19 protein-coding genes are annotated in these 23,245 nt (G+C 65.3%); 6 read left to right on the forward strand and 13 right to left on the reverse strand.

All coding sequences use genetic code 11. The features are described from left to right. Positions 1 to 151: 151 nt before the first annotated feature. On the reverse strand, positions 152 to 1,018 hold the full coding sequence (locus ACQR1X_RS11220) for a 3-keto-5-aminohexanoate cleavage protein (RefSeq protein WP_434898830.1): 867 nt from the start codon (positions 1,016 to 1,018) through the stop codon (positions 152 to 154). Between the two features lie 189 nt (positions 1,019 to 1,207). On the opposite strand from ACQR1X_RS11220, the gene ACQR1X_RS11225 reads away from it, so the two are divergent. After that, the gene (locus ACQR1X_RS11225) at positions 1,208 to 3,799 is read left to right on the forward strand and encodes a cation-translocating P-type ATPase (RefSeq protein WP_434898831.1); all 2,592 of its coding nucleotides are present in this window, start codon (positions 1,208 to 1,210) and stop codon (positions 3,797 to 3,799) included. Here ACQR1X_RS11225 and ACQR1X_RS11230 read toward each other — a convergent pair. From ACQR1X_RS11230 to ACQR1X_RS11245, 4 genes are all read right to left on the reverse strand, one after another. Next, on the reverse strand, positions 3,766 to 4,560 hold the full coding sequence (locus ACQR1X_RS11230; protein ID WP_315801776.1) for a helix-turn-helix domain-containing protein: 795 nt from the start codon (positions 4,558 to 4,560) through the stop codon (positions 3,766 to 3,768). The two genes, ACQR1X_RS11225 and ACQR1X_RS11230, sit on opposite strands and share 34 nt — an antisense overlap. Positions 4,561 to 4,738: 178 nt before the next feature. Beyond that, on the reverse strand, positions 4,739 to 5,395 hold the full coding sequence (locus tag ACQR1X_RS11235; RefSeq protein WP_434898832.1) for a glutathione S-transferase family protein: 657 nt from the start codon (positions 5,393 to 5,395) through the stop codon (positions 4,739 to 4,741). Further along, on the reverse strand, positions 5,395 to 6,564 hold the full coding sequence (locus tag ACQR1X_RS11240; protein ID WP_434889719.1) for an acyl-CoA dehydrogenase family protein: 1,170 nt from the start codon (positions 6,562 to 6,564) through the stop codon (positions 5,395 to 5,397). The genes ACQR1X_RS11235 and ACQR1X_RS11240 overlap by 1 nt, the downstream gene beginning before the upstream one ends. Before the next feature lie 144 nt (positions 6,565 to 6,708). Beyond that, positions 6,709 to 7,848, reverse strand: a complete 1,140-nt coding sequence (locus tag ACQR1X_RS11245) for an acyl-CoA dehydrogenase family protein (RefSeq protein ID WP_434898833.1) — start codon at positions 7,846 to 7,848, stop codon at positions 6,709 to 6,711. 269 nt (positions 7,849 to 8,117) lie between these two features. Between ACQR1X_RS11245 and ACQR1X_RS11250 the strand changes: the two genes are divergently transcribed. Next, the gene (locus tag ACQR1X_RS11250) at positions 8,118 to 9,350 is read left to right on the forward strand and encodes an ABC transporter substrate-binding protein (protein ID WP_434889717.1); all 1,233 of its coding nucleotides are present in this window, start codon (positions 8,118 to 8,120) and stop codon (positions 9,348 to 9,350) included. 1,079 nt (positions 9,351 to 10,429) lie between these two features. On the opposite strand, the gene ACQR1X_RS11255 is transcribed toward ACQR1X_RS11250, so the two are convergent. Beyond that, complete coding sequence (locus tag ACQR1X_RS11255; RefSeq protein WP_434898834.1) at positions 10,430 to 11,203, reverse strand: helix-turn-helix domain-containing protein; 774 nt, start codon at positions 11,201 to 11,203, stop codon at positions 10,430 to 10,432. A gap of 200 nt (positions 11,204 to 11,403) precedes the next feature. Here ACQR1X_RS11255 and ACQR1X_RS11260 point away from each other — a divergent pair, with 200 nt between their 5' ends. The 4 genes from ACQR1X_RS11260 (at position 11,404) to ACQR1X_RS11275 (ending at position 16,086) form a co-directional block, all read left to right on the forward strand. Next, on the forward strand, positions 11,404 to 13,671 hold the full coding sequence (locus ACQR1X_RS11260; protein ID WP_434898835.1) for a marine proteobacterial sortase target protein: 2,268 nt from the start codon (positions 11,404 to 11,406) through the stop codon (positions 13,669 to 13,671). 135 nt (positions 13,672 to 13,806) lie between these two features. Next, the gene (locus tag ACQR1X_RS11265; RefSeq protein WP_434898836.1) at positions 13,807 to 14,376 is read left to right on the forward strand and encodes a class GN sortase; all 570 of its coding nucleotides are present in this window, start codon (positions 13,807 to 13,809) and stop codon (positions 14,374 to 14,376) included. Between the two features lie 114 nt (positions 14,377 to 14,490). After that, positions 14,491 to 15,207 carry a DUF1614 domain-containing protein gene (locus tag ACQR1X_RS11270; RefSeq protein ID WP_316238058.1) on the forward strand — a complete coding sequence of 239 codons (717 nt, stop codon included), beginning with the start codon at positions 14,491 to 14,493 and terminating at the stop codon, positions 15,205 to 15,207. A 57-nt stretch (positions 15,208 to 15,264) separates the two neighbouring features. Next, positions 15,265 to 16,086, forward strand: a complete 822-nt coding sequence (locus ACQR1X_RS11275; RefSeq protein ID WP_316215232.1) for an MlaD family protein — start codon at positions 15,265 to 15,267, stop codon at positions 16,084 to 16,086. Between the two features lie 29 nt (positions 16,087 to 16,115). Here the strand turns inward: ACQR1X_RS11275 and ACQR1X_RS11280 are convergent, their stop codons facing one another. The 7 genes from ACQR1X_RS11280 to urtA form a co-directional block, all read right to left on the reverse strand. Next, a complete protein-coding gene (locus ACQR1X_RS11280) occupies positions 16,116 to 16,457 on the reverse strand; it encodes an FmdB family zinc ribbon protein (RefSeq protein WP_315801681.1) in 342 nt (113 codons plus the stop codon). Between the two features lie 99 nt (positions 16,458 to 16,556). Beyond that, complete coding sequence (gene fmdA / locus ACQR1X_RS11285; protein ID WP_009031409.1) at positions 16,557 to 17,786, reverse strand: formamidase; 1,230 nt, start codon at positions 17,784 to 17,786, stop codon at positions 16,557 to 16,559. 36 nt (positions 17,787 to 17,822) lie between these two features. Continuing rightward, positions 17,823 to 18,512 (reverse strand): urea ABC transporter ATP-binding subunit UrtE, encoded by a 690-nt coding sequence (gene urtE / locus ACQR1X_RS11290; RefSeq protein WP_434898837.1) that lies wholly within the window; start codon positions 18,510 to 18,512, stop codon positions 17,823 to 17,825. Positions 18,513 to 18,712: 200 nt separating this feature from the next. After that, positions 18,713 to 19,468 (reverse strand): urea ABC transporter ATP-binding protein UrtD, encoded by a 756-nt coding sequence (gene urtD, locus ACQR1X_RS11295; RefSeq protein ID WP_315801683.1) that lies wholly within the window; start codon positions 19,466 to 19,468, stop codon positions 18,713 to 18,715. A 10-nt stretch (positions 19,469 to 19,478) separates the two neighbouring features. Then, positions 19,479 to 20,618 (reverse strand): urea ABC transporter permease subunit UrtC, encoded by a 1,140-nt coding sequence (urtC, locus tag ACQR1X_RS11300; RefSeq protein WP_315801684.1) that lies wholly within the window; start codon positions 20,616 to 20,618, stop codon positions 19,479 to 19,481. 38 nt (positions 20,619 to 20,656) lie between these two features. Continuing rightward, positions 20,657 to 21,583, reverse strand: a complete 927-nt coding sequence (gene urtB / locus ACQR1X_RS11305) for an urea ABC transporter permease subunit UrtB (protein ID WP_315801685.1) — start codon at positions 21,581 to 21,583, stop codon at positions 20,657 to 20,659. 249 nt (positions 21,584 to 21,832) lie between these two features. Then, positions 21,833 to 23,095, reverse strand: a complete 1,263-nt coding sequence (gene urtA, locus ACQR1X_RS11310; RefSeq protein WP_315801686.1) for an urea ABC transporter substrate-binding protein — start codon at positions 23,093 to 23,095, stop codon at positions 21,833 to 21,835. Positions 23,096 to 23,245: the final 150 nt, after the last annotated feature.

The following is a 23,245-nucleotide window of genomic DNA, read 5'->3' on the forward strand; positions in this document are numbered from 1 at the left end:
TGGTCTATTCCCTCTCCATCCACGTCATTGCGAGGAGCCGAAGGCGACGACGTGTCCGCCGAAGCCCATCGGGCGAAGGCGGAAGCAATCCAGGGTCCCACCCGCCGTTCTGGATTGCCTCGCTGCGCTCGCAATGACGCAACACATCGTATCAGTTGACAGTCCCGAACATCTGCCGCGCCTCGGCGGGGCTGGCGATCTCGCGGCCCGCGCGCCGCGCGTACGCCGCGATGGCCTCGATCAGCTGGCCGTTCGAGGTCACCTTGGTGCCGTCGGCGAGATAGAACGTGTCCTCCAGTCCGGTGCGGAGATGGCCGCCGAGCTCGGCGCAACGTTGGTGCAGCGGCCAGATCTCGGCGCGGCCGATCGCGGTGACCTGCCAATGCGCCTCGGCGAGCTTCAGCTTGAGCAGGATCGGCAGCAGCTCGGGATCAGCCGGCATGCCCGACGCGACGCCCATCACGAAGTTGTATTCGAGCGGGCCGTCATACATGCCGGTCTGGCGATACATCCCGACACAGCGCACGATGCCGACATCGAAGCATTCGAATTCCGGGATCGTGTGCGCGTCCTTCATCGCGGCGAGATAGTCCTGGATCTTCTCGACCGAATTGTCGAACATCATCGGCTGCCAGGCCCAGGTGTTGTCGGCCTTGACCTTGAGGTAGTTCAGCGAGCCGGCATTGCAGGCCGCGATCTCCGGCCGGGTCTGCCGGATGCAGTCGAGCGCGCCTTGATAGTCCGGTCCCGACACGCCCGAGGTGTGATTGATGATCACGCCGGGGCAGGCCTCGCGGATCGCCTGCTGGATCTCGCGGGAGACGTCGACGTCCCAGGACGGCAGATGCCCCTTGCCAGCGGCCTGCTGGCGCAGATGGATGTGCATGATCGCCGCACCCGCGTCATAGGCGCGCCGCGCCTCGCGCGCCATCTCCTCGGGCGTGACCGGCACGTGATGCTGCCTGGGATCGGTGAGCACGCCGTTCAGCGCGCAGGTGATGACGGCTTTGTCGCTCATGGCACTCGTTCGATGGGCTGCGCGCAGGCGGCGCTGTGCTGACAGGGTCCGTATATGACGGTCGCACGCCGGGATCTGCTTGCGTTGACTCGCTGGTGACATGCAGCGCAACCGGATATTGCTTTGCATCAAGTCCGCGGCCGGAAACGGCGCTAAGCGGTTCCTGCTTCTCCTCCTCACGGGCGTGCAATGTCGACCGACCCACAACCTGCGCCGATGTTTCCGAATGGCTTGAGCGCGGCGGAGGCAGCGCACCGGCTGCGGACGGAAGGCTTCAACGAGCTGCCGCAAGCGGGCTCGCGCTCGATCCTGCGCCTCGTCGCCGACGTTCTGAAGGAACCGATGCTGCTCCTGCTGCTGGGCGGCGCCGGCATCTATCTCGCGCTGGGCGACGCGGCGGAAGCGATGCTGCTCGGCGTGTTCGCCTCGGCCTCCGTCTTCATCACTATCGTGCAGGAGGCGCGGACCGAGCGCGTGCTGGAATCGCTGCGCGACCTGTCCAGCCCGCGCGCCCTGGTGATCCGCGACGGCGAGCGCATCCGCATCGCCGGCCGCGAGGTGGTGCGCGGCGATCTCATCGTGCTCTCGGAGGGCGATCGCGTCGCAGCCGATGCGGTGCTGCGCGACTGCGACGATCTGCTCACGGATGAATCGCTGTTGACAGGCGAATCCGTGCCGGTGCGCAAGCGGCCGGCCGCCGGCGAAGCGATGGACGCGGCAACCATCGCCGGCGGCGACGACCAGCCCTTCGTATTCTCCGGCAGCCTGGTGGTGCGCGGCGGCGGCATCGCCGAGGTGATGGCGACAGGGCCGCACACGGCGATCGGCAGGATCGGCCAGTCGGTGACCGCCCTGGAGACCGAGACGCCGCGGCTGCGGCAGCAGACCCGGCGCCTGGTGGTGGCGTTCGCGATCGCCGGCGCCATCGTGGTTGCGATCACGGTCGTGCTCTACGCGCTCTATCGTGGCGGCTGGCTGGAGGGGATCCTCGCCGGCATCGCGCTGGGCATGTCGATGCTCCCTGAGGAATTCCCGGTGGTGCTGACGGTGTTTCTGGCGATGGGCGCCTGGCGCATCTCGCAGGCGCGGGTGCTGACGCGGCGCGCTTCGGCAATCGAATCGCTCGGCGCCGCCACCGTGCTGTGCTCCGACAAGACCGGCACCCTGACGCAAAACCGCATGATGGTGGCCCGGCTGGTGCTGCCGGACGGCGGCGTGCTGCAGCCTGCGACGGCGACGGCGACGCCGGAAGCCATCGCACCGCCGTTCCGCGATCTCGTCGCCACCGCCGTGCTCGCCTGCGACCCGCAGTCGCATGATCCGATGGAGAAGGCGCTGCACGCGCTCGGCGCCGACACCACCGCGGGCGCCACGTTGCAGCGGCGCTACGGTTTGCGCCCCGACCTGCTGGCGATGACAAACGTCTGGTCGCGCGACGGCGCCGGTGTCGCAGCGGCCAAGGGTGCGCCGGAAGCGATCGCGAAGCTGTGCGGCGTCGACGGCGGCGAGCTGGCGGCGCTGCAGGCGCGCGTCGAGACGCTCGCCGCCGATGGCCTGCGCGTGCTCGGCGTCGCCCAGGCGAGCTGGAGCGGCGAGGCGCTCCCCGACACGCAGCAGGACTTCGCGTTCTCATTCCGCGGTCTCGTCGGCTTCGCCGACCCGCTGCGTCCGGAGGTGAAGGATGCCGTCGCCGAGTGCCGCTCCGCCGGCGTCCGCGTCATCATGATCACCGGCGACTATCCCGCGACGGCCACCGCCATTGCGCGGCAGGCCGGGATCGATCCCGAGCGCGTCATCGCGGGCCCCGAGCTTGTCGATCTCGACGACGACGCCCTGGCGCTCGCGGCGCGCACGCCGACGGCGTTCGCGCGCATCATGCCGGAGCAGAAGCTGCGCATCGTCACCGCGCTCAAGGCCTGTGGCGAGATCGTCGCGATGACCGGCGACGGCGTCAACGACGCGCCGTCGCTCAAGGCCGCGCATATCGGCATCGCGATGGGCGGCCGCGGCACCGACGTGGCGCGCGAGGCCTCGGCGATCGTGCTGCTCGACGATGATTTCGGCTCGATCGTCAAGGCGATCCGGCTCGGCCGGCGCATCTACGACAATCTGCGCAAGGCAATGAGCTTCATCCTCGCCGTGCACTTCCCCATCGCCGGGCTGGCGCTGCTGCCGCTCGTCACGGGCCTGCCGCTGCTGCTCGGACCCGTGCACATCGCCTTTCTCGAGATGATCATCGATCCCGTCTGCTCGCTGGTGTTCGAGGCCGAGACCGAGGAGAGCGACATCATGCGGCGGCCGCCGCGCGATCCGCAGGAGCCTTTGCTGCCGCGGCCGCTGGTGCTGTGGGGGGCGCTGCAGGGCATCCTGGCGATGCTCGCCACGGGTGGCGTACTGCTGCTTGCACACCGCAATGGCATGCCGGACGACGAGCTCCGCGCGCTGGTGTTCTTCAGCCTGGTGTCGGTGATCGTCAGCCTGATCTTCGTCAACCGCTCGTTCTCGAGCTCGCTGCGCGAGGCGCTGCTGCGGCCGAACCGCATGCTGCTGCTGGTGATCGGCTTCGTCGTCGCCGTGCTCGCGACAAGTCTGACGCTGCCTGCCGCTGCGGCGCTGTTCCGGTTCGGACCGCTGCACGCCGACGATCTCGCGCTGACTGCAGCCGCCGCGATCACGACGCTGATCATGCTCGAACTGTCGAAGTTTCCGCTGCGCGCCGCGCTGTCGCGGCGCGCAGACAAGCCGGATCAGGTGGTCAAGGCCGCCTCGCCAGCGCGGTAGATCGCGAGATCGCGCGAGCCGGAGAAGATCGCGCGCGGCTTCAGCCCGTAGAAGCGGCGGATCGAGTGGCTGAAATGCGTGGAATCGGGATAGCCGATGTCCTGCGCGAGATGCGCCAGATTGAGGTCCTGGTTGGCGTAGTTGAGCAGATGCCGCGCGCGCTTCCAGGCCCGGAACGAGCGGAAGGAGATGTCGGTCTCCTCCTTGAACAGATGCAGGAAGCGCGACGTCGAGAGCCCGACGGCGGCGGCGCAGCTCTCGGCGGTCGCCGGCTCGCCGGAGAAGCGGCTGATCAGGCCGATCGCCTTGACCACGCGGGGATCGAGCGTCCGCTGCGGCAGCACCTCGCCGAAGCACAGCCGGTCGAACACGGCGCTGGTGACGTCGCCGCTCAGCGGCCGCTGCACCAGCTCCTCATAGGCGGCGCGGATGCGGCAGGCATAGGCCTCCGCCTCGCGGGTGACCTTGCTCGCGAAGCGGTCCAAGGCGCCGATCGGCACGCTCTCCGGCTCGATCGTCACGACGATGACGGTGCGATAATCACTCTCGATCGTGTGCTGCCTGTTGGGCGGCACGACCAGCAGCTCGCCGCAACGCTCCTCGCCGCCATCGGGAATCAGCCGCAGGCTGCCGGTGAGCGCGACGTAGATATGGCACGCGCCCGAGCAGCGCTGGCGCGGACGGCCGAGCAGCCCGGCGTAGAAGACGCGCTCGGGCGTGATCAGCATGAGATGGCCGGAGTCCCGGCGCGTCACGTCCATGGTCTTCACATCCATGGTCTTCCTCCTGAGGCGCGGCTCTGTCGGCCGCTTCTTTGGAAGAGAACCATAGCGCAATTCGCGTCGCTGTCATCGGCGATGACTGCCGATTTTTGTCGCGGTTAACCCAGTGCTCAAGGATGCATCCGTCATTCCGGGACGCCCGAATGACGTGCGCAACTCACGGCCTGACGCGCGGCTTGATGCCCTGCTCCACGCCTGCACGCTGCTCGGCGGCGCGCGCCCTCTGGTAGCCATCGCGCTGCTGCAGGCGCGCCCAATAGGCCGCCACATTCGGCCCGAACTCCTTGGAAAGGCCGAGCGTGTCGGCGAGCCGCAACGCATAGCCGATCACGATGTCGGCCGCGGTGAAACGACCGGCGCACAAGAACTCGGCATTCACGGTCGCTGCCTCCACCGCGCGCAGCCGGCCCAGGAACCATTTGGCATAGTCGGCGGCGACTTGCGACGAACGACGCTCTTCCGGCTCGAGCTGAGTGTATCGCAATACCAGCGTCTGCGGGAACGTCAGCGTCGCGTCGGAGAAATACATCCAGTTCAGGAACGCACCGTAGGCCGCCTCCTCAGGTCCGACCATCAGCGGCGTCGGGCCGTGCTTGATGCCGAGATAGTGACAGATGCCGGAGGACTCCGTCATCTTCGTCTCGCCGTCGATCAGAAGCGGGATCGTGCCCAGCGGATTGATCGCCAGATATTCCTTCGCCAGCACCCGTGGCGGGAACGGCAGCATCTTCAACTCGTAGTTAAGTCGAAGCTCTTCCAGCATCCACAACGGGCGAAACGACCGGGCGCCGTCGCAATGATACAGCGTGATCATCAGGCGTTCCCCGCTTTGCCGGTGCCGGGCAAAGTCCCCATCATCTTGCACAGGATGGTCAACATGACCTCGTCGGCGCCGCCGCCGATCGAGCTCAGGCGCGAATCGCGATAGGCGCGGCTGACCGGGGTCTCGTTCATGAAGCCCATGCCGCCCCAATATTGCAGGCAGGCGTCGGTGAGCTCGCGGCCGAGCCGGCCGGTCTTGAGCTTCACCATGGTTGCGAGCCGCGTCACGTCCTCGCCGGCGATCATCGCCTCCGCGGCCTGATAGGTCAGCGCGCGCAGCAGCTCGACCTCGGTCTGCATCTCCGCGAGCTTGAAGTGGACGACCTGGTTGTCGAGGATCGAGCGGCCGAAGGCCTTGCGGTTGCGCGTGTACTCGATGGTCGCGTTGATGATGGACTCATGCGCCTTCAGGCAGGCGGCGCCGGCCCACAGCCGCTCCTCCTGGAACTGCATCATCTGATAAGTAAAACCCTGCCCCTCCTCGCCGACGCGGTTGCGCTTGGGCACCCGGACATTGTCGAAGAAGATCTGCGCGGTGTCGGACGAGCGCATGCCCATCTTGTCGAGCTTGCGCGCGACCTGCACGCCCTTGCTCTTCATCGGCACGCAGATCAGCGACTTGTTGCGATGGACAGGTCCGTCGCTGGTGTTGGCGAGCAGGCAGATGAAATCGGCCTGGGTACCGTTGGTGATCCACATCTTGCCGCCATTGATGACGTAGTCGTCGCCATCGGAGCGCGCCTGGGTCTTGATCGAGGCGACGTCGGAGCCGGCACCGGGCTCGGACACGCCGATGCAGGCGACGTAGTCGCCTGAGATGGCGGGCGCCAGGAACTCCTTGCGCACCTCGTCGGAGCCGAACCGCGCCAGCGCCGGGGTCGCCATGTCGGTCTGCACGCCGATCGCCATCGGGATCGCGCCGCAATTGATGGCGCCGAGCTCTTCCGCCATCATCAGCGCGTAGGAATAGTCCAGCCCCTGGCCGCCGAACTCGACCGGCTTGTTGAGGCCGAGAAAGCCGAGGTCGCCGAGCTTCTTGAACAGCTCATGCGCGGGGAAGATGCCGGCCTCCTCCCATGCGTCGACGTGAGGATTGATCTCGGCGGCGATGAACTTCTGCAGGATGCGGCGCGGTTCGTCGTGGTCGGCGGTGAAGAGCATGTTTCATTCCCTGTCATTCCGAGCGGTCGCGCAGCGGCCGACCCCGGAATCTCGCTATGTCTTATCTAACTGCTTCACGATCGTCAGTCCGGGGCAAGGCCGCAGGCCTTGAACCTGGAATGACGGGCTTGGAGAGGCCGCGACTCACAATCCCATCTGCCGGCTGGCCAGATCCTTCATGATCTCCTCCGTGCCGCCGCCGATGGCGTTGACCTTGACCTCGCGATAGATCCGTTCCACGCGGACACCCCGCATGAAACCGGCGCCGCCAAAGATCTGCACGGCTTCCGAGGCGCAGTAGGCCATCGTCTGCGTCGCCTGGTTCTTCATCATGCAGATCTCGGCGACCGGATTGTCGCCCTGTTCGAGCCGCCACGCCAGCATTTCCAGCATCGCCTGCGACGCCGCCACGCGCTGCGCCATGTCGACCAGCTTGTGGCGGATGACCTGGTGCTGCGCGAGCGGCTTGCCGAAGGTGTGGCGCTCCCGGGCGTAGGAGATCGCATCGTCGAGGCAGACACGGGCGTAGGCCGTGCAGCTCGCCGCCATGCCCATCCGCTCGCTGTTGAAATTGTGCATGATCAGCTTGAAGCCCTGCCCTTCCTCTCCGATCAGGTTCTCGACGGGCACGCGGCAGCCGTCGAAATGCAGGGTCGCCGTGTCCGACGCCCACCAGCCCATCTTGTCGAGCCTGGTGCGCGTCAGCCCCGGCGTATCGCCGGGCACGAGCAGCAGACTGACGCCCGCCGGCCCCGGTCCGCCGGTGCGCACCGCGACGGTGACGTAGTCGGCCCGCATCCCGGAGGTGATGAATGTCTTCTCGCCGCTGACGACATAGTGATCGCCGTCGCGGACGGCCCTGGTCCTGAGATTGGCAACGTCAGAGCCACCGCTCGGCTCGGTGATCGCCAGCGCCGAGATCTTGCGCCCCGCAAGAATCTCCGGCAGCACGCGCGCCCTCACCTGCGGCTGCGCGGCGCGCGCGATCGGCGGCGCGCCGATCGTATGGCTCATCAGGCTGGCACTGATGCCGCCGGCCCCCGCACGCGCCAATTCCTGCGACGATACGATCTTCATGAACTGGTCGGCCGGCACGCCGCCGAATTCCTCCGGGAAGCCGAGCCCAAGCAGGCCGATCTCCGCCGCCTTCAGATACAGCGCGCGCGGAAATTCGCCGGCCTCGTCCCACGCGCTCGCGAACGGCGCGATCTCCTTGTCGACGAAGCGCTTGATGACGTCGCGGAAGGCCTCGTGCTCGGCCGTATAGAACGGGCTTTTCGTCATGGCGGTGCCGGGAGGATCCTGCTTCGTGCGCCTCAGAAGATGCGCCGGAAACGCCCGTATCAACTTGCGTGGAGTGGCTGGCTGGCAAAATCACCTGCGGCGCGCCGGGTCGGCCCGGCCGGCTTCCCAGGGCCAGCGCCTGGACGCAAGACAGTGCATTGCACACATCTGCCCACTCGTTGTGGTGAGCGGCCTTGCACGGTCGCCATCGCCGCAGGCCAAGAGCAAGAACGACAATCACGAAAATTCAACCAGAGGAAGCCCAGGGAATGTTGCCGATGACGACCAGGACTCTGCTCTCATTCGCGGCCGCGGCCGCCTTTTCCGTACTGGCGAGCCAGAGCGCGCTTGCGCAAAAGAAATACGACACCGGCGCCACCGACACCGAGATCAGGATCGGCAACGTCGAGGCCTATAGCGGCCCGGCCTCGGCCTACGGCATCATCGGCAAGACCGAGGAAGCCTATTTCAAGATGATCAACGACCAGGGCGGCATCAACGGTCGCCGGATCAACTTCATCTCCTATGACGACGGCTACAGTCCGCCGAAGACGGTCGAGCAGGTGCGCAAGCTGATCGAGAGCGACGAGGTGTTTCTGGTGTTCAACGCGCTGGGCACGCCGACGCAGACCGCCGTGCAGAAATATCACAACGCCAAGAAGGTGCCGCAGCTGTTCCTCGCCACCGGCGCCAGCAAGTGGAACGACCCGAAGGAATTCCCCTGGACGATGGGCTTCCAGCCCAGCTATCGCGTCGAGGCGCGGATCTTCGCCAAGTATATCTTGAAGGAAAAGCCGAACGCGAAGATCGCGATCTTCTACGCCAATGACGATTTCGGCAAGGACTACGTCCTCGGCATCAAGGAGGTGCTCGGCGACAAGGCCAAGACCATGATCGTCGCCGAGGAGAGCTACGAGACCTCGGAGCCGTCGATCGACGCTCACATCGTCAAGCTGAAGGGCACCGGCGCCGACGTGTTCGTCAACATCGCGACGCCGAAATTCGCGGCCCAGGCCATCAAGAAGATCGCCGAGCTCGAGTGGAAGCCGATGCACCTGATGACCGACGTCTCGATCTCGATCGGCGCCGTGATGAAGCCGGCCGGCCTCGAAGCCTCCGAGGGCGTGCTCTCCGCCGGCTATCTCAAGGACCCGTCGGATCCGCAGTGGAAGGACGACGAGGGCATGAAGAAGTTCATGGCCTTCATCAACAAGTACATGCCCGGCGCCAACATCTCCGACGCCAACCTCGCCTATGGCTACGCCGCGGCGCAGACCATGGTGCAGACCCTGAAGCAGTGCGGCGACACTCTCACCCGCGAGAACGTCATGAAGCAGGCCGCCAGCCTGAAGGATTTTGCACCGGATACGCTGATCCCGGGCATCAAGGTCAACACCGGCCCCACCGACTTCGCCCCGATCGAGCAGCTCAAGATGATGCAGTTCAAGAACGGCAAATGGGACCTGTTCGGCGACATCATCAGCGCTGACGTCGGGGGGTAGGTTCACGCACGCGCCGGGTGGTAGACCCGCGCGCAATTGATGCCCACGTTCTAACCACGATACCGGTCGACTCCCCTCCCCCTTGCGGGGAGGGGAGTCGACCGCCATCGGGTCAAATTCTGCCAAGCAAAATCTTCTTGCTATTTTTCCGAATCCATGTTTCTCTCTCGCCATCCCGCCTCACTGCGGAGGGGCGTTACGCGCGATCGTCACGACACGCGAGGCGGGGATGCGGTGGCCGCGAGAGATCGCAGCGTCTTCTCACGAAGGCGCGGACGAACGATCGCTTGCGGACGTGAAGTCGCAGCGTCCTGACACCCCGAAGCTGGTGTCTCCCGCGCAACGCGCAAGCATTGTCGCGGCATGGTGGCCAACAAGCCGGCGCACCAGGGAGACTGCGTATAAGCGTTCAACCCATCGCGCAGGGAATGCCGGCGTGGTCGGCTTTGCCTGTGGTACCTGCCGCCTGCATTTTTTTCGCAGGCGGGCCATGGGTGAGGCCTTCACCCGGCATTCCCTGCGCCCTCTGCACTGTTTGGGAGGGACACGATCACGACAGGCCTCGGGCGAGTGTCGCCGCGAGAACGCGCGTCCGTGTCCATGCTGTTTGAGATGTGAATCCGTCGTATCAATCGCTGTCGTCCCGGATAAACCGTGACGTGCGCCAGCACGGCGCGGCGCCGATCCGGGACCCATGCGCCGCAGCAGCCATGAAGCGCGGGCTGGTCACGACCGGCCTGCCCAGCACTACTCCCTGTGGGTATGGATCCCGGCGTTCGCCGGGATGACAAGGGTGGTTGTTGATGCAACGTGAGCAATCTGTCTCAGCGTTGGAGCTGCGCAATGCAGCGCCCTCTCCCCTTGTGGGAGAGGGCATCTCAGCTGCATCTACACACGAGATCGGGTGAGGGGTATCTCTCCACGAGCGTTGCGTGCCGAGACATACCCCTCACCCAACCGCAATTGCCGCACCTCCTACATGCCCTCTCCCACAAGGGGAGAGGGCGCATTCACGCGCACCGCGTCGTTTCCCATGATTCAGGCGTCGTGATCGTCGACATAGTCGTCTTTAACAAATCTCACGGCACGCCCTGCACGAACAGCGCAAACGGCTCCTCGACGGTCTTGCGCAGATGCTCGCGATAAAACCCGTAATGTAGATCGTCAGTCCCTAGTCTGCCGAAGCTCGGCTCCACCACATTGCGCAGCGGCAGCAGCGCGATCGGCGCGGCGATCGGGGTCAGCAGCGAGCCGCGGCCCGCCAGGAGCGTCGTGATGATGCCGTACATCTCACCGGTGATGGTCGGCCTGGAGACCGTGATCAGGCGGTGCTGGCCGTGGCGGTTGGTGACGAGGTAGACGAAGCCGGACTGGTTGGGCACGGCAACCTCGCCGAACTGCGTGAACGCCGCATCGAGCCGCGCGCCTTCGCGAAACATCAGCGACGACGCGGCATCGTCCCAGACGATGTCGGTGCGGTAGGCGTAGATCGCGTCCTTGTCGCCGAATGACGGGCGCAAGGTGACGTAGGTGCCCTCGATCCACTCCACGGCCCGCCGCGAATAGGAGCCGAGGCTGTCGGGTGCAATGCCGCCGCTCGCGGCAGGCGCGGCGAGAGGTGCGCTCGGCGCCTTGCGCAGGGACATGCCGAGCGCCTGCTCGAGCCGGACAATGGTGGCGAGCGTGAACGGGCGGCGGCCGCCGAGCGCCTTCTCGAGGGTCGAGAGGCTCAGCCTGGCCTGCTCCGCCAGCGCCTGCCGCGACATCCGGCGCCGCGCGATCTCCTCGCGGACGGTCTCGGCGACCTGCCGGCTCTGCTCGTCGGAAAGCTCGCTGTTGTCCGGTATCGACATCCTGTCCCCTGCCGCGTGATGCGCACCTCTTCTAGCAGACGGACAAATCAGCACAAACCCGGACAGATCAGCCGCGCTCTCGACCACGACAGGACATGCGCGGGCGGGCGGCGGCCGAACAAGACCGACCATTCCGCTCGCGGTGCCGGCGCGCTGCGCCCAGTCTCGGCCTGCCGAATTTGTTCGTTGCGGAGGCAATGATGAGCGAGACAATGGACCACGATATCAGAAGCAGCACCCATCCGGTCCGGTCATGGATCGTGACCATGCTGCTATTCCTGCTGCTCCAGGCCGCCGCCGTGCTGCTGGTCGGCTTCACGGCGCTGTTTCTCAGCGTCACCCCTGGCTGGTCCGCCGAAGGGCCGCTGGCGCCGCTGACCAGGCCGGGCGACGCCCGCTCCGGCGCACTGCTGTTCAAGTCCGACGGCCGCTATGCCGAGGCGCCGCGGCTCGGCATCGATGTCGACATCGTCGTCTCCGGCCCGACCGCGCGGGCGCGCGTGACGCAGCTGTTCAAGAACACCAGCTCGCAATGGATGGAGGCGGTCTATGTCTATCCGCTGCCACCCGACAGCGCGGTCGACACACTGAAGATGATCGTCGGCGACCGCGTCGTGGTCGGCGACATCAAGCCGCGCGAACAGGCCAAGGTGATCTATGAGCAGGCCAAGCGCGACGGCAAGACCGCGGCGCTCACCGAGCAGGAGCGACCGAACATCTTCACCAACTCGCTCGCCAATATCGGCCCCGGCGAGACCGTGCTGGTGCAGATCGAATATCAGCAGCCGGTGGCCGCGAGCGGCGGCGAGTTCTCGCTGCGGGTGCCGCTGGTCGTGGCGCCGCGCTACAATCCGGCGCCGATCGTGCAGAGCGTCGATCTGCGCCCGGGCGGCAACGGCTGGGGCGCAGCGAGCAACGATCCCGTGCCTGATCGCGACCGCATCTCGCCGGAGGTGCTCGACCCAGCCAAGACCGATCCGGTCAATCCGACGAGGATCACGGTGCGGCTGCAGGCAGGCTTCGACATCGGCGAGGTCAAGAGCCACCATCACCAGGTGACGATCGACAGCCCCGATGCGAAGACGCGTGTCGTGACACTCGCCGAGGGCGTGGTGCCGGCCGATCGCGATTTCGAGCTGACCTGGAAGCCGGCGGCCGCCGCGACGCCGTCGGTCGGCCTGTTCCACGAGCAGGTCGGCGATGCCGACTATCTGCTCGCCTTCGTCACGCCTCCCGCAGTGACGGCGTCGGCACAGCGTCCGCAGCCGCGCGACGTGATCTTCGTGATCGACAATTCCGGCTCGATGGGCGGCACCTCGATCCGCCAGGCCAAGGCCAGCCTGCTCTATGCGCTGAACCGCCTGCAGCCGGGCGACCGCTTCAACGTGATCCGCTTCGACGACACCATGACCGTGCTGTTTCCCGCCTCGGTGCCGGCCGATGCCGAGCATGTCGGCAGCGCAACCAGCTTCGTCAGTGCGCTCGACGCGCGCGGCGGCACCGAGATGGTGCCGGCGATGCGCGCGGCGCTGACCGACGACGGCAGCGACTCCGACCGCGTGCGTCAGGTGGTGTTTCTGACCGATGGTGCCATCGGCAACGAGCAGCAGCTGTTCGAGACCATCACCGCGATGCGCGGCCGCTCGCGCATCTTCATGGTCGGCATCGGCTCGGCGCCGAACACCTATCTGATGACGCGCGCCGCCGAGCTCGGCCGCGGCACCTTCACTCATATCGGTTCGGTCGAGCAGGTCGAGGACCGCATGCGTGATCTGTTCGCCAAGCTGGAAAATCCCGTCGTGACCGGCCTCAGCGCGACGTTCTCGGAAGCCTCCGCAGATCTGACCCCTGCCGTGCTGCCGGACGTCTATCGCAACGAGCCGCTGGTGCTCGCCGCGAAGATCGATCGTCTCGCCGGATCGCTGCAGCTCAAGGGCCGCATCGGCGACCAGCCCTGGACCATCACTTTGCCGCTGTCCGGCGCCGCCGAGGGCAAGGGCCTGTCGAAGCTGTGGGCGCGGCGCAAGATCGGCGATGCCGAGGTGGCGAAGACGATGCGGCAGATGACGCCGGAGGAAGCCGACGGCGCCATTCTGAAGCTCGCGCTGGAGCACCAGCTGGTGAGCCGCCTGACCAGCCTCGTCGCCGTCGACAAGACGCCGCGCCGTCCCGACGGCGAGCCGCTCAGGCTCGCCGAGCTGCCGATCAACCTGCCGGCCGGCTGGGACTACGAGAAGGTGTTCGGCGAACGCGGCCGGATGCCGGCGATGCCGAAGGAGCGTCGCGCTGAAGCAGACCGCGACGTCCACCTTGCCGCGCTGAAGCGACCGGTGGTGCCAGCGGCGCCCGCGACGATCACCTTGCCGAAGACGGCGACCGATGCCGAGCTGAGCATGCTGCTGGGACTCGGCCTGCTGCTGCTCGAACTGATCTGGCTCGTCGCTATCAGGCGACGAGCTGCCAACTAATCGCCGCCGTCATTGCGAGCGAAGCGACGTGTCCGCCGAAGCTCGAAGAGCGTAGGCGGAAGCAATCTAGGGGCCGAAGACGTGACTCTGGATTGCTTCGTCGCTTCGCTCCTCGCAATGACGAGAGGAGAGAGAATGCCACGATTTGTCATTCCGCTCGCAGTCGCGCTTGTCGGCCTCATCCTGTTCGGCCACGGCGCCCTCATCCATGCCAAGGCGATCGTCGCGCAGGTGCTGCTCGATCGTGCCTTCTCCCAGACCATCGCTACGGGACATCCGGTCAAGCCGTGGTCCTGGGCCGACATGGTCCCGGTGGCGCGCATCGAGGTGAAGAGCCTCGGCGTCTCCACCATCGCGCTGGCCGGCTCGAGCGGCCAGTCATTGGCCTTCGGCGCCGGCCATGTCGAGGGCAGCGCCGAGCCGGGCGAGCCGGGTGTCGCCGTCTACTCGGGCCATCGCGACACGCATTTCCGCTTCCTGAAGGACGTCAGCATCGGCGACGAGATCGACATCGTCAGGCGCGACGGCAAGACCTTCCGCTATCGCGCCGACGGGGCCAGCGTCGTGCGTTTCGATGCGTCCGGCATCGATCCGGACACCGAACGCCCTGAGCTCGTGCTCTCCACCTGCTGGCCGTTCGACGCGCTGACACAGGGCCCGGAGCGCTACGTGCTGCACGCCACGCTGATCGCGTCTGAAGAATGAACGAGACCATGGCTGCCCTTGGGAACCAGGCGCCGAATGACCATTTGTCACCCTGTCGCCCGCGTGAGATGATCCTGCGCGGGCAGCACGGTCCATCATCGAAGCGCTTTCGACATGCATTCCCAGATCCAATATCTGCCGATCACGCCCGTATTCTTTGCGATCCTGGTGCTCGCCTTCGGCGTCCTGATCGTCCTGATCCAGTTCGGCATCCTGCGCTACGCCTACATGAAGCTCGGCGTCAGCTCGGGCACCGCGATGCTGCTGCTGTTCGGCTCGCTGGTCGGCAGCTATTTCAACATCCCGATCACCATGCTGCCTGGGCAGGTCGCGCGCTCTGGCGAGATCATCGACTTTTTCGGCATGCAATATGTCGTGCCGTTGGTGCATCAATGGCCGGGTACTCTGCTCGCCGTGAATGTCGGCGGCGCGGTGATCCCGACGATCATGTCGACCTATCTCATGCTGCGCTACCAGCTCTGGCTGCGCGCCGCGATCGCGGTGCTGGTGATCGCCGTGATCATCCACGCGATGGCGACGCCGGTGCAAGGCGTCGGCATCGCCGTGCCGGTGTTCGCGCCGGTGGTCGTGACCGCGATCCTGGCGTTCCTGCTGTCGCGCGAATATGCCGCGCCGCTGGCCTATATCGGCGGCTCGATGGGCACGCTGGTCGGCGCCGACCTGATGAACCTCGACAAGATCGGCAGCCTCGGCGCGCCCGTGGCCTCGATCGGCGGCGCCGGGACGTTCGATGGCATTTTTCTCACCGGTATCCTGGCGGTGCTGCTGGCCGGCCTCGCCGCGCCCTCCCGGCCGGGCCTCGCGCGCTGAGCTTTCAACCGGGAGACATAGCGGCTAAAATCGAGCCAAGGCAGCAGTGGACACGGAATGCGCGCGATCAATCTTATCGTGGGAACCCTGACGATCGCGGCCGTCGCGGCCGGGATCAGCGGCGTCCTGATCAAGCAGAAGCGCCGCATCGCCGAGCAGCGCAGCACCATGCGCGTGGTGTTCGACGGCGGTTCGGCGGCCGGCCTCCGCAAGGGCGGGCCGGTGAATTTCGATGGCGTGCAGGCCGGGCAGATCCTCTCGATCAATCTCGAGAGCCCGCGCAAGATCGTTGCCATGATCACGCTCGACAAGTCGGCGCCGATCCGCAAGGACACCACAGCGGGCATCGAGTTCCAGGGCCTGACCGGTATCGCTGCGATCTCGCTGGTCGGCGGCGCGCCGACCGCTCCGCCGGTGCCGCTGGATCGCGACGGCGTGCCGGTGCTGACGGCCGACCTCAAGGACCAGGAGACGATGGTCGAGACGGTGCACAACATCGACAAATACGTCGTCAGCAACGCACCGGCGATCAAGCAAGCGCTGCAGACGTTCGAAACGGAGACCGCCTCGCTGCAGGCCAAGACCGCCGCCTTCGACTCTGCGATCGACAAGGCCGAGGATGTCTTCAAGGGCTTCGATACGCTGGTCACCAAGATCGACGGCGCCATTCCCGGGTTCGCGGACGGCAACCCGGGCCAGCTGTTCGATCAGATCAAATCGATGCGCGAGCTCGTCGACAGCTTCAAGCGCAAGTCCGCCAAGGTGATCGACGAGAGCCGCAAGACGCTGGTCGACATCAGCGACGGCGCCAATGCGATGACGGTCAAGTTCGGCGGCCAGCCCGCGCCGGGACCACGCCGGGTGCCGGCCTCACGCTGAGGGGCGGACACGCCGCCCCTCGCGTTCGTTCAGTGGCTGATCATCCAGGGGCGCGCCGTCGGAAAGCCCTTGGCGCCGCTCCTGGTCTTGGTCATCAGCCGCGGCGATTTCTTCGGCGAGCAGCAGCCGCAGGCCGGCCCATGCTTGGCCTTGTACTCGGCAACCGTCTGCGGCGCGTGGCGGCTGCGCTCGTTGGTCGCGTGCGCCGTACGCCGCTCCGCCGGCATGCAGGCGAAGGCGGGCGCGGTGAGGATCACCCGCGGCGCCATGTCCTGGCATTGCGGACAGACCTGCGGCTCGTCACATTCCGACATCGGGCGCATGTCGGTGAAGGGGCCGCATTCGTCACAGAGATATTCATAGACCGGCATTGTCTCGTCTCCTGCGCAACATCGTCTCTCTCGTCCGCGCGGCGGATGCGGGGCGGCCAAATACGCGGCCGTCCCGCATCCCGTCGCACAGGGAGAGGGTTATTTATCCGGCGAGATCGGCATCTGGATGTCGCCCTTGATGTGCTTGATCGGTCCCGCCGCCGACGGCATCACGTCGAAGTCGAAGATCTCGGTCGGCAGCCACAGGGTCGCGCAGGCATTGGGCACGTCGACCACGCCGGAGATGTGACCCTGCACCGGCGCGGTGCCGAGGATCGAATAGGCCTGGGCGCCGGAGTAGCCGAACTTCTTCAGGTACTCGATCGCGTTGAGACAGGCCTGCCGATAGGCGATGTGGACGTCGAGATAGTGCTGCTTGCCGGCCTCGTCGACCGAGATGCCCTCGAAGATCAGGTAGTCACGATAGTTCGGCGTGATCGGCGACGGCTTGAAGATCGGGTTCTTGATGCCGTACTTCGCGACGCCGTCCTTGATGACGTCGACCTTGATGTGCAGCCAGCCCGCCATCTCGATGGCGCCGCAGAAGGTGATCTCGCCGTCGCCCTGGCTGAAGTGCAGATCGCCCATCGAGAGGCCGCCACCGGGCACGTAGACCGGGAAGTAGATCTTCGAGCCGCGCGACAAATCCTTGATGTCGCAATTGCCGCCATGCTCGCGCGGCGGCACGGTGCGGGCGCCCTCGGCGCCGATCTTGGCCTTGACGTCGCCCTTGGCCTGGCCGGCATGCGCGGTCGGTGCGAACGGCGGATTGGCGAGGCCCGGCACGCGGGTCGGGTTGGTCGCGATCAACGCCGTCTCACGCTCGTTCCAGGTCGCCAGCAGCTTCGGATCGGGCAGACAGCCAATCAGGCCGGGATGGATCAGGCCGGCGAAGTTCACGCCGGGCACGTGACGCGACGAGGTGTAGAGGCCCTTGATGTCCCAGATCGACTTCTGCGCCAGCGGGAAGTGGTCGGTCAGGAAACCGCCGCCGTTCTGCTTGGAGAAGAAACCGTTGAAGCCCCACAGGCTCTCCTTCAGCGGACCGACGTCGAGCAGGTCGACGACCAGCAGGTCGCCCGGCTCGGCGCCCTTGACGCCGATCGGGCCCGAGAGGAAGTGCACGATCGACAGGTCGATGTCGCGCACGTCGTCGGCCGAGTCGTTGTTCTTGATGAAGCCGCCGGTCCAGTCATAGGTCTCGATGATGAAGTCGTCACCGGGGTTGACCCACTCCACCATCGGAATGTCCGGGTGCCAGCGATTGTGCACCTTGTCGTTCTCGTAGGCCGACTTGGTCAGATCGACCTTGATCAGTGTGTCAGGCATCAAGAGCTCCCCTTTACCTTTGCTTGGACGGAGTGGTTAGATGGACAGATATTTCGAGACCTGCGCGGCATCGACGGAGTCGCGCGGATCGTCGCGGACGATCTCACCGTTCTCGATCACCAGCACGCGGTCGGCGATGTCGAGCGCGAAGCTCAGCACCTGCTCGGAGACGACGATCGACAATCCCTTCTCGTCACGGATGCGCTTCAAGGTGCGCGCCATCTCCTTGATGATCGACGGCTGGATGCCCTCGGTCGGCTCGTCGAGCAGCAGCACCTTCGGCTTGGTGGCGAGTGCGCGCGCGATCGCGAGCTGCTGCTGCTGGCCGCCGGAGAGATTACCGCCGCGGCGGCCCTTCATCTCGAGCAACACCGGAAACAGCTCGTAGATGTCGCCGGGCACCTCGGACTCGCCCGAGACGACGAGGCCGGTCTCGATGTTCTCCTTGACTGTCATGGTCGAGAAAATCATGCGGCCCTGCGGCACATAAGCGAGGCCCTTGGCGACACGCTCGTAGCTCTTCAGGCCCGACAGCTCGGTGCCGTTCATGTCGATGGAGCCGCTCTTGGACGGCAGGATGCCCATCAGCGACTTCATCAGCGTGGTCTTGCCCATGCCGTTGCGCCCCATGATCGCAACGATCTCGTTGGGCGCGACCTTGACATTCAGGCCATGCAGCACCTCGCTCTGGCCATAGGCGACATGGAGATCGGAGATTGCGAGCATCAATGGCTCCTGCAAAGTGATGAATTGGGACGAGGCTGCAGCAACATCGGCAGTGCGCTCCCTCCCCCCTTGTGGGGGAGGGTTGGGGAGGGGGGTAGCCCCAAGCGATACTGCCGCCGTGGGCCCCCTCCCCTAGCCCCTCCCCACAAGGGGGAGGGGAACGCAGCGTCACTCGGAGCAAACAAGATCGCGATCATCGCTCAGTGCCCCAGATAGACTTCGACGACCTTGGGGTCGTTCTTGACCTTGTCCATCGTGCCTTCGGATAGGATCTGTCCCTGGTGCAGCACCGTGACCTTGTGGGCGATGTCCTCGACGAACTTCATGTCGTGCTCGATGACGAGCACCGAACGGTCCTTGATGATGCGGTTGAGCAGCTCGGCGGTCTTGGCGCGTTCGCTGACGCTCATGCCGGCCACAGGCTCGTCGAGCATCAGAAGGTCCGGGTTCTGGATCAGCAGCATGCCGATCTCGAGCCACTGCTTCTGGCCGTGGCTGAGCTCGGCCGCCGAGGTCTTGAGACGATCCTTCAGGAAGATCATCTCCGCGACCTCCTCGACGCGATCCTTGACGACCGCGTCGCGCTGGAAGGTCAGCGAGCCGAACACGGTGCGGCCGCGCGGAAAGGATATTTCGAGATTCTCGAACACGCTGAGATCCTCGAACACCGACGGCGTCTGGAACTTGCGGCCAACACCGGTCTTGACGATCTCGTTCTCGCGCAGCTTCGTCAGCTCCTTGCCGCGGAACTGGATCGAGCCCGAGGTCGCTTTGGTTTTGCCGCAGATCAGGTCGAGCACCGTGGTCTTGCCGGCGCCGTTCGGGCCGATGATGACGCGGATCTCGTTCTCTTCGACGTAGAAGGAGAGATCGTTGACCGCCTTGAAGCCGTCGAACGAGACGGTGAGGGCTTCGACCGCGAGCAGGAATTCCTTGGGCTGATGACCGATGAGCATCGCTGTCTCCTCACTCTGCGGGGGCGCCGTTGGCGACCAGGCCGCCATTGCCGGGCTTCTTGCTGCGGGACGCCAGCAGCCGGTCGATGCGCGGCTGCACGTAGTCACCCCAGATTCCGGCCAATCCGTTCGGGAAGGCGAGAACCACGGCGATGAACAAGGCACCCAAGCCGAACAGCCAGAGCTGCGGGAAGGTCTCCGACAGGCTGGTCTTGGCGAAGTTGACGAGGAGCGAGCCATAGACCGCGCCGAAGATCGAGAGCCGGCCGCCGACCGCCGTGTAGATCACCATCTCGATCGACGGCACGATGCCGACGAAGGACGGCGACATGAAGCCGACCTCGAGCGTGAACAGCGCGCCGCCGACCGCGGCGAATACCGCCGCGGCGCAGAAGGCGAAGATCTTGAAATTGGCGACGCTGTAGCCGGAGAAGCGGACCCGGTCCTCCTGCTCCCGCATCGCCACCAGGATGCGGCCGAGCTTGGTGAGACGGATGAACTGCGCGACCAGGATGGCGGCGAACAGGAAAAACACCTCGACGAAGTAGAGGATGTATTTGGCGTGATCGGTGCGGATGTCCCAGCCGTGCAGGGTACGCAGGTCGGTGATGCCGTTGATGCCGCCGGTGTAGCCCTGCTGTCCCACGATCAGGATGGTCATGATGGCCGCGATCGCCTGAGTGATGATGGCGAAGTAGACGCCGCCGACACGCCGCTTGAACATCGCAGCGCCGATGATGAAGGCGAAGATCGCCGGCACCAGGATGATCGCGGCGAGCGCGAACGGGAAGCTCTGGAACGGCTTCCAGAAGAACGGCAGCTGCGTCAGCTGATTCCAGTCCATGAAGTCGGGAATGCCAGGGGTCGACTGGATCTTGGTGTTGGCGACGCTGGAGGCCTCAAGCTTGAGGAACATTGCCATGCAGTAGCCGCCGAGGCCGAAGAACACACCCTGCCCCAGGCTCAGAATGCCGCCATAGCCCCAGCACAGCACCAGGCCGATGGCGACGAAGGAGTACGTCAGGTACTTCGCGACCAGGTTGAGGCGGAAGATGTCGACCGCCAGCGGCAGGATGACCACGAGCAGAAGCAGCAGAGAGACGAAGCCGATGAGCTCGGAGCGATTGAAGAAGCGCGTATTGATGATCATGACGGTGCTTTCTGATTCCCGATTCCTGCGCGTTCCGGCTATTTGCGGACCTTGAGGGCGAACAGGCCCTGCGGCCGCAGCATCAGGATGGCGACGATCGCCAGCAGAGTGAGCACCTTGGCCATCGAGCCGGACATGAAGAACTCCATCGTCGACTGCGCCTGGGAGATGGTGAAGGCAGAGGCGATGGTGCCGATCAGGCTGGCGGCGCCGCCGAACACGACGACCAGGAAGGTGTCGACGATGTAGAGCTGGCCGGCGGTCGGGCCGGTCGAGCCGATCATCGTGAAGGCGGAGCCGGCGACACCGGCGATGCCGCAGCCGAGACCGAAGGTGTAGCGGTCGACCTTCTCGGTGTTGATGCCGACGGCGCCGGCCATCACGCGGTTCTGCACGACGGCGCGGACCTGCTTGCCCCAGCGCGACAGGAAGAGGACATAGGCGACCACGATCGTGATCAGAATGGTCAGGCACATCACGAACATGCCGTTGATCGGAATCTGGATCGCGTCAGTCGCCTGCCAGGAGCCCATCATCCACTCAGGCAGTTCGACGCCGACCTCGCGCGCGCCAAACACCGAGCGATAGGCCTGCTGCAGGATCAGGCTGAGGCCCCAGGTCGCGAGCAGCGTATCGAGCGGCCGCTTGTAGAGCCGGCGAATCATCGCCCACTCGACCAGCATGCCGAGCGCTCCGGAGGCGATGAAGGCCAGCATCATCGCGACGAAGAAGTAGCCCGGAAACAACGACGGCAGGAAATGCTGGAAGGCGTTCGAGGTCATCCAGGTGACGTAGGCGCCGAGGATCATGAACTCGCCATGCGCCATGTTGATGACGCCCATCTGGCCGAAGATGATGGCAAGCCCCAGCGCCATCAGCACGTAGACCGAAAACAGGATGAGGCCTGCGAACCCCTGCATCGCGAAGATAGCCCCGAGGTCGCCGATGGAATAGTCACCGAACATGATCCGTCCTCTTGTGATGCGTGGTGTCGGTGCGCACTGACTTGCGATGCGCGTTGGCGCCCGCAGCATTGCCGCCGGTAAGGTCGTTCCCTCCCCCCTTGTGGGGGAGGGCCAGGGAGGGGGGTCCACACGACGAACTGTGGGTGGGGTACCCCCCTCCCCAACCCTCCCCCACAAGGGGGGAGGGAGCGCACTGGTTGTGCGGCAACGGCGTCGCTTCATCGGCCGTCGCAATGCGCGACTCGCGACTTACTGATAGCCCTTCGGGAACGGATCGGGCTCGACCAGGTCGGCGGTCTCGTAGATCAGCTCGTACTGACCGTCCGCCTTGGCGCGGCCGACGCGGGTCTTGGACCAGAGATGGTGGTTCTCATGGATCCGGACATAGCCTTCCGGCGCGCCCTTGAACTCGATGCCGGGCGAGGCGGCGGCGACCTTGTCGATGTCGAAGCTGCCGGCCTTCTCGACGGTCAGCTTCCACAGCCACGGACCGAGATAGGCGGCTTGCGTCACGTCGCCGATCACGGTCTTCTCACCCCACATCTTCTTGAAATCGGCGACGAAGGCCTTGTTGTTGGGGTTGTCGAGCGACTGGAAGTACTTCATGCAGGCATAGGCGCCCGCGATGTTCTCACCGCCGATGCCGTCGATCTCGTCTTCGGTCACGGAGATGGTGAGCAAGGTCTGCTTCGACATGTCGATGCCGGCGGCTTTCAGCTGCTTGTAGAACGCGACGTTGGAGCCGCCGACGATGATCGCGTAGATCACGTCCGGCTTGGTCAGCTTGATCTTGTTGATGACCGAATTGAACTGGGTGTGGCCGAGCGGGAAGTACTCTTCGCCGACGACCTTGCAGCCCTGCAGATGGCCCTCGATGTGCTTGCGGGCGATCTTGTTCGAGGTGCGCGGCCAGATGTAGTCGGAGCCGAGCAGATAGAAGGTCTTCGCACCCTTGGTCTTGTTGACCCAGTCGAGGCCGGCGATGATCTGCTGGGTGGCTTCCTGGCCGGTGTAGATGACGTTCTTGGACTGCTCGAGGCCTTCGTAGAAGGTCGGGTAGTACAGCATGCCGTTGTACTGCTCGAACACCGGCAGCACCGCCTTGCGCGAGGCCGAGGTCCAGCAGCCCATCACGGCGGCGCACTTGTCGTTGACCAGGAGCTTCTTGGCCTTCTCCGCGAAGGTCGGCCAATCCGAGGCGCCGTCCTCCTGGATGTACTTGATCTTGCGGCCGAGCACGCCGCCGGCGGCATTGATCTGCTCGATCGCGAGCTTCTCGGCCTGCACCGACCCGGTCTCGGAGATCGCCATCGTGCCGGTGACCGAATGCAGGATGCCGACCGTCACTTCGCTATCGGTGACTGCAAGTCCGGTGGTGTTGACAGCGGAGGTTGCGGGGCCGGCGCCAAAGGATGGCCGCGGCATCATGGCCAGCGCCGGGATTGCGGCCATTCCCATCAGCAATTGGCGCCGAAGCGGCGACTTCAGGCCCTTTTTGGTTTCGTCTGACATGAGCACCCCATTTATTGGTTCGAGGACACGCGTTGGGTCAGACGAAGGATGGCGCGGTTTGTGCAACGCACGGATACGCAAGATTGCGTATACTGCACCGCAAAAGCGCGACGTAGGCTCTGCGTAGGTCTTGCGAGGGGCAGGCGAGTT

This window comes from Bradyrhizobium sp. HKCCYLRH3073 (genome assembly GCF_051167995.1).
Taxonomy (GTDB): Bacteria; Pseudomonadota; Alphaproteobacteria; order Rhizobiales; family Xanthobacteraceae; genus Bradyrhizobium.

Bases quoted from the DNA above. Each gene is read 5' to 3' on its own strand.
- ACQR1X_RS11220 (WP_434898830.1), bottom strand. From the start codon at position 1,018: ATGAGCGACAAAGCCGTCATCACCTGCGCGCTGAACGGCGTGCTCACC.
- ACQR1X_RS11225 (WP_434898831.1), top strand. From the start codon at position 1,208: ATGTCGACCGACCCACAACCTGCGCCGATGTTTCCGAATGGCTTGAGC.
- ACQR1X_RS11230 (WP_315801776.1), bottom strand. From the start codon at position 4,560: ATGGACGTGACGCGCCGGGACTCCGGCCATCTCATGCTGATCACGCCC.
- ACQR1X_RS11235 (WP_434898832.1), bottom strand. From the start codon at position 5,395: ATGATCACGCTGTATCATTGCGACGGCGCCCGGTCGTTTCGCCCGTTG.
- ACQR1X_RS11240 (WP_434889719.1), bottom strand. From the start codon at position 6,564: ATGCTCTTCACCGCCGACCACGACGAACCGCGCCGCATCCTGCAGAAG.
- ACQR1X_RS11245 (WP_434898833.1), bottom strand. From the start codon at position 7,848: ATGACGAAAAGCCCGTTCTATACGGCCGAGCACGAGGCCTTCCGCGAC.
- ACQR1X_RS11250 (WP_434889717.1), top strand. From the start codon at position 8,118: ATGTTGCCGATGACGACCAGGACTCTGCTCTCATTCGCGGCCGCGGCC.
- ACQR1X_RS11255 (WP_434898834.1), bottom strand. From the start codon at position 11,203: ATGTCGATACCGGACAACAGCGAGCTTTCCGACGAGCAGAGCCGGCAG.
- ACQR1X_RS11260 (WP_434898835.1), top strand. From the start codon at position 11,404: ATGAGCGAGACAATGGACCACGATATCAGAAGCAGCACCCATCCGGTC.
- ACQR1X_RS11265 (WP_434898836.1), top strand. From the start codon at position 13,807: ATGCCACGATTTGTCATTCCGCTCGCAGTCGCGCTTGTCGGCCTCATC.
- ACQR1X_RS11270 (WP_316238058.1), top strand. From the start codon at position 14,491: ATGCATTCCCAGATCCAATATCTGCCGATCACGCCCGTATTCTTTGCG.
- ACQR1X_RS11275 (WP_316215232.1), top strand. From the start codon at position 15,265: ATGCGCGCGATCAATCTTATCGTGGGAACCCTGACGATCGCGGCCGTC.
- ACQR1X_RS11280 (WP_315801681.1), bottom strand. From the start codon at position 16,457: ATGCCGGTCTATGAATATCTCTGTGACGAATGCGGCCCCTTCACCGAC.
- fmdA (WP_009031409.1), bottom strand. From the start codon at position 17,786: ATGCCTGACACACTGATCAAGGTCGATCTGACCAAGTCGGCCTACGAG.
- urtE (WP_434898837.1), bottom strand. From the start codon at position 18,512: ATGCTCGCAATCTCCGATCTCCATGTCGCCTATGGCCAGAGCGAGGTG.
- urtD (WP_315801683.1), bottom strand. From the start codon at position 19,468: ATGCTCATCGGTCATCAGCCCAAGGAATTCCTGCTCGCGGTCGAAGCC.
- urtC (WP_315801684.1), bottom strand. From the start codon at position 20,618: ATGATCATCAATACGCGCTTCTTCAATCGCTCCGAGCTCATCGGCTTC.
- urtB (WP_315801685.1), bottom strand. From the start codon at position 21,583: ATGTTCGGTGACTATTCCATCGGCGACCTCGGGGCTATCTTCGCGATG.
- urtA (WP_315801686.1), bottom strand. From the start codon at position 23,095: ATGTCAGACGAAACCAAAAAGGGCCTGAAGTCGCCGCTTCGGCGCCAA.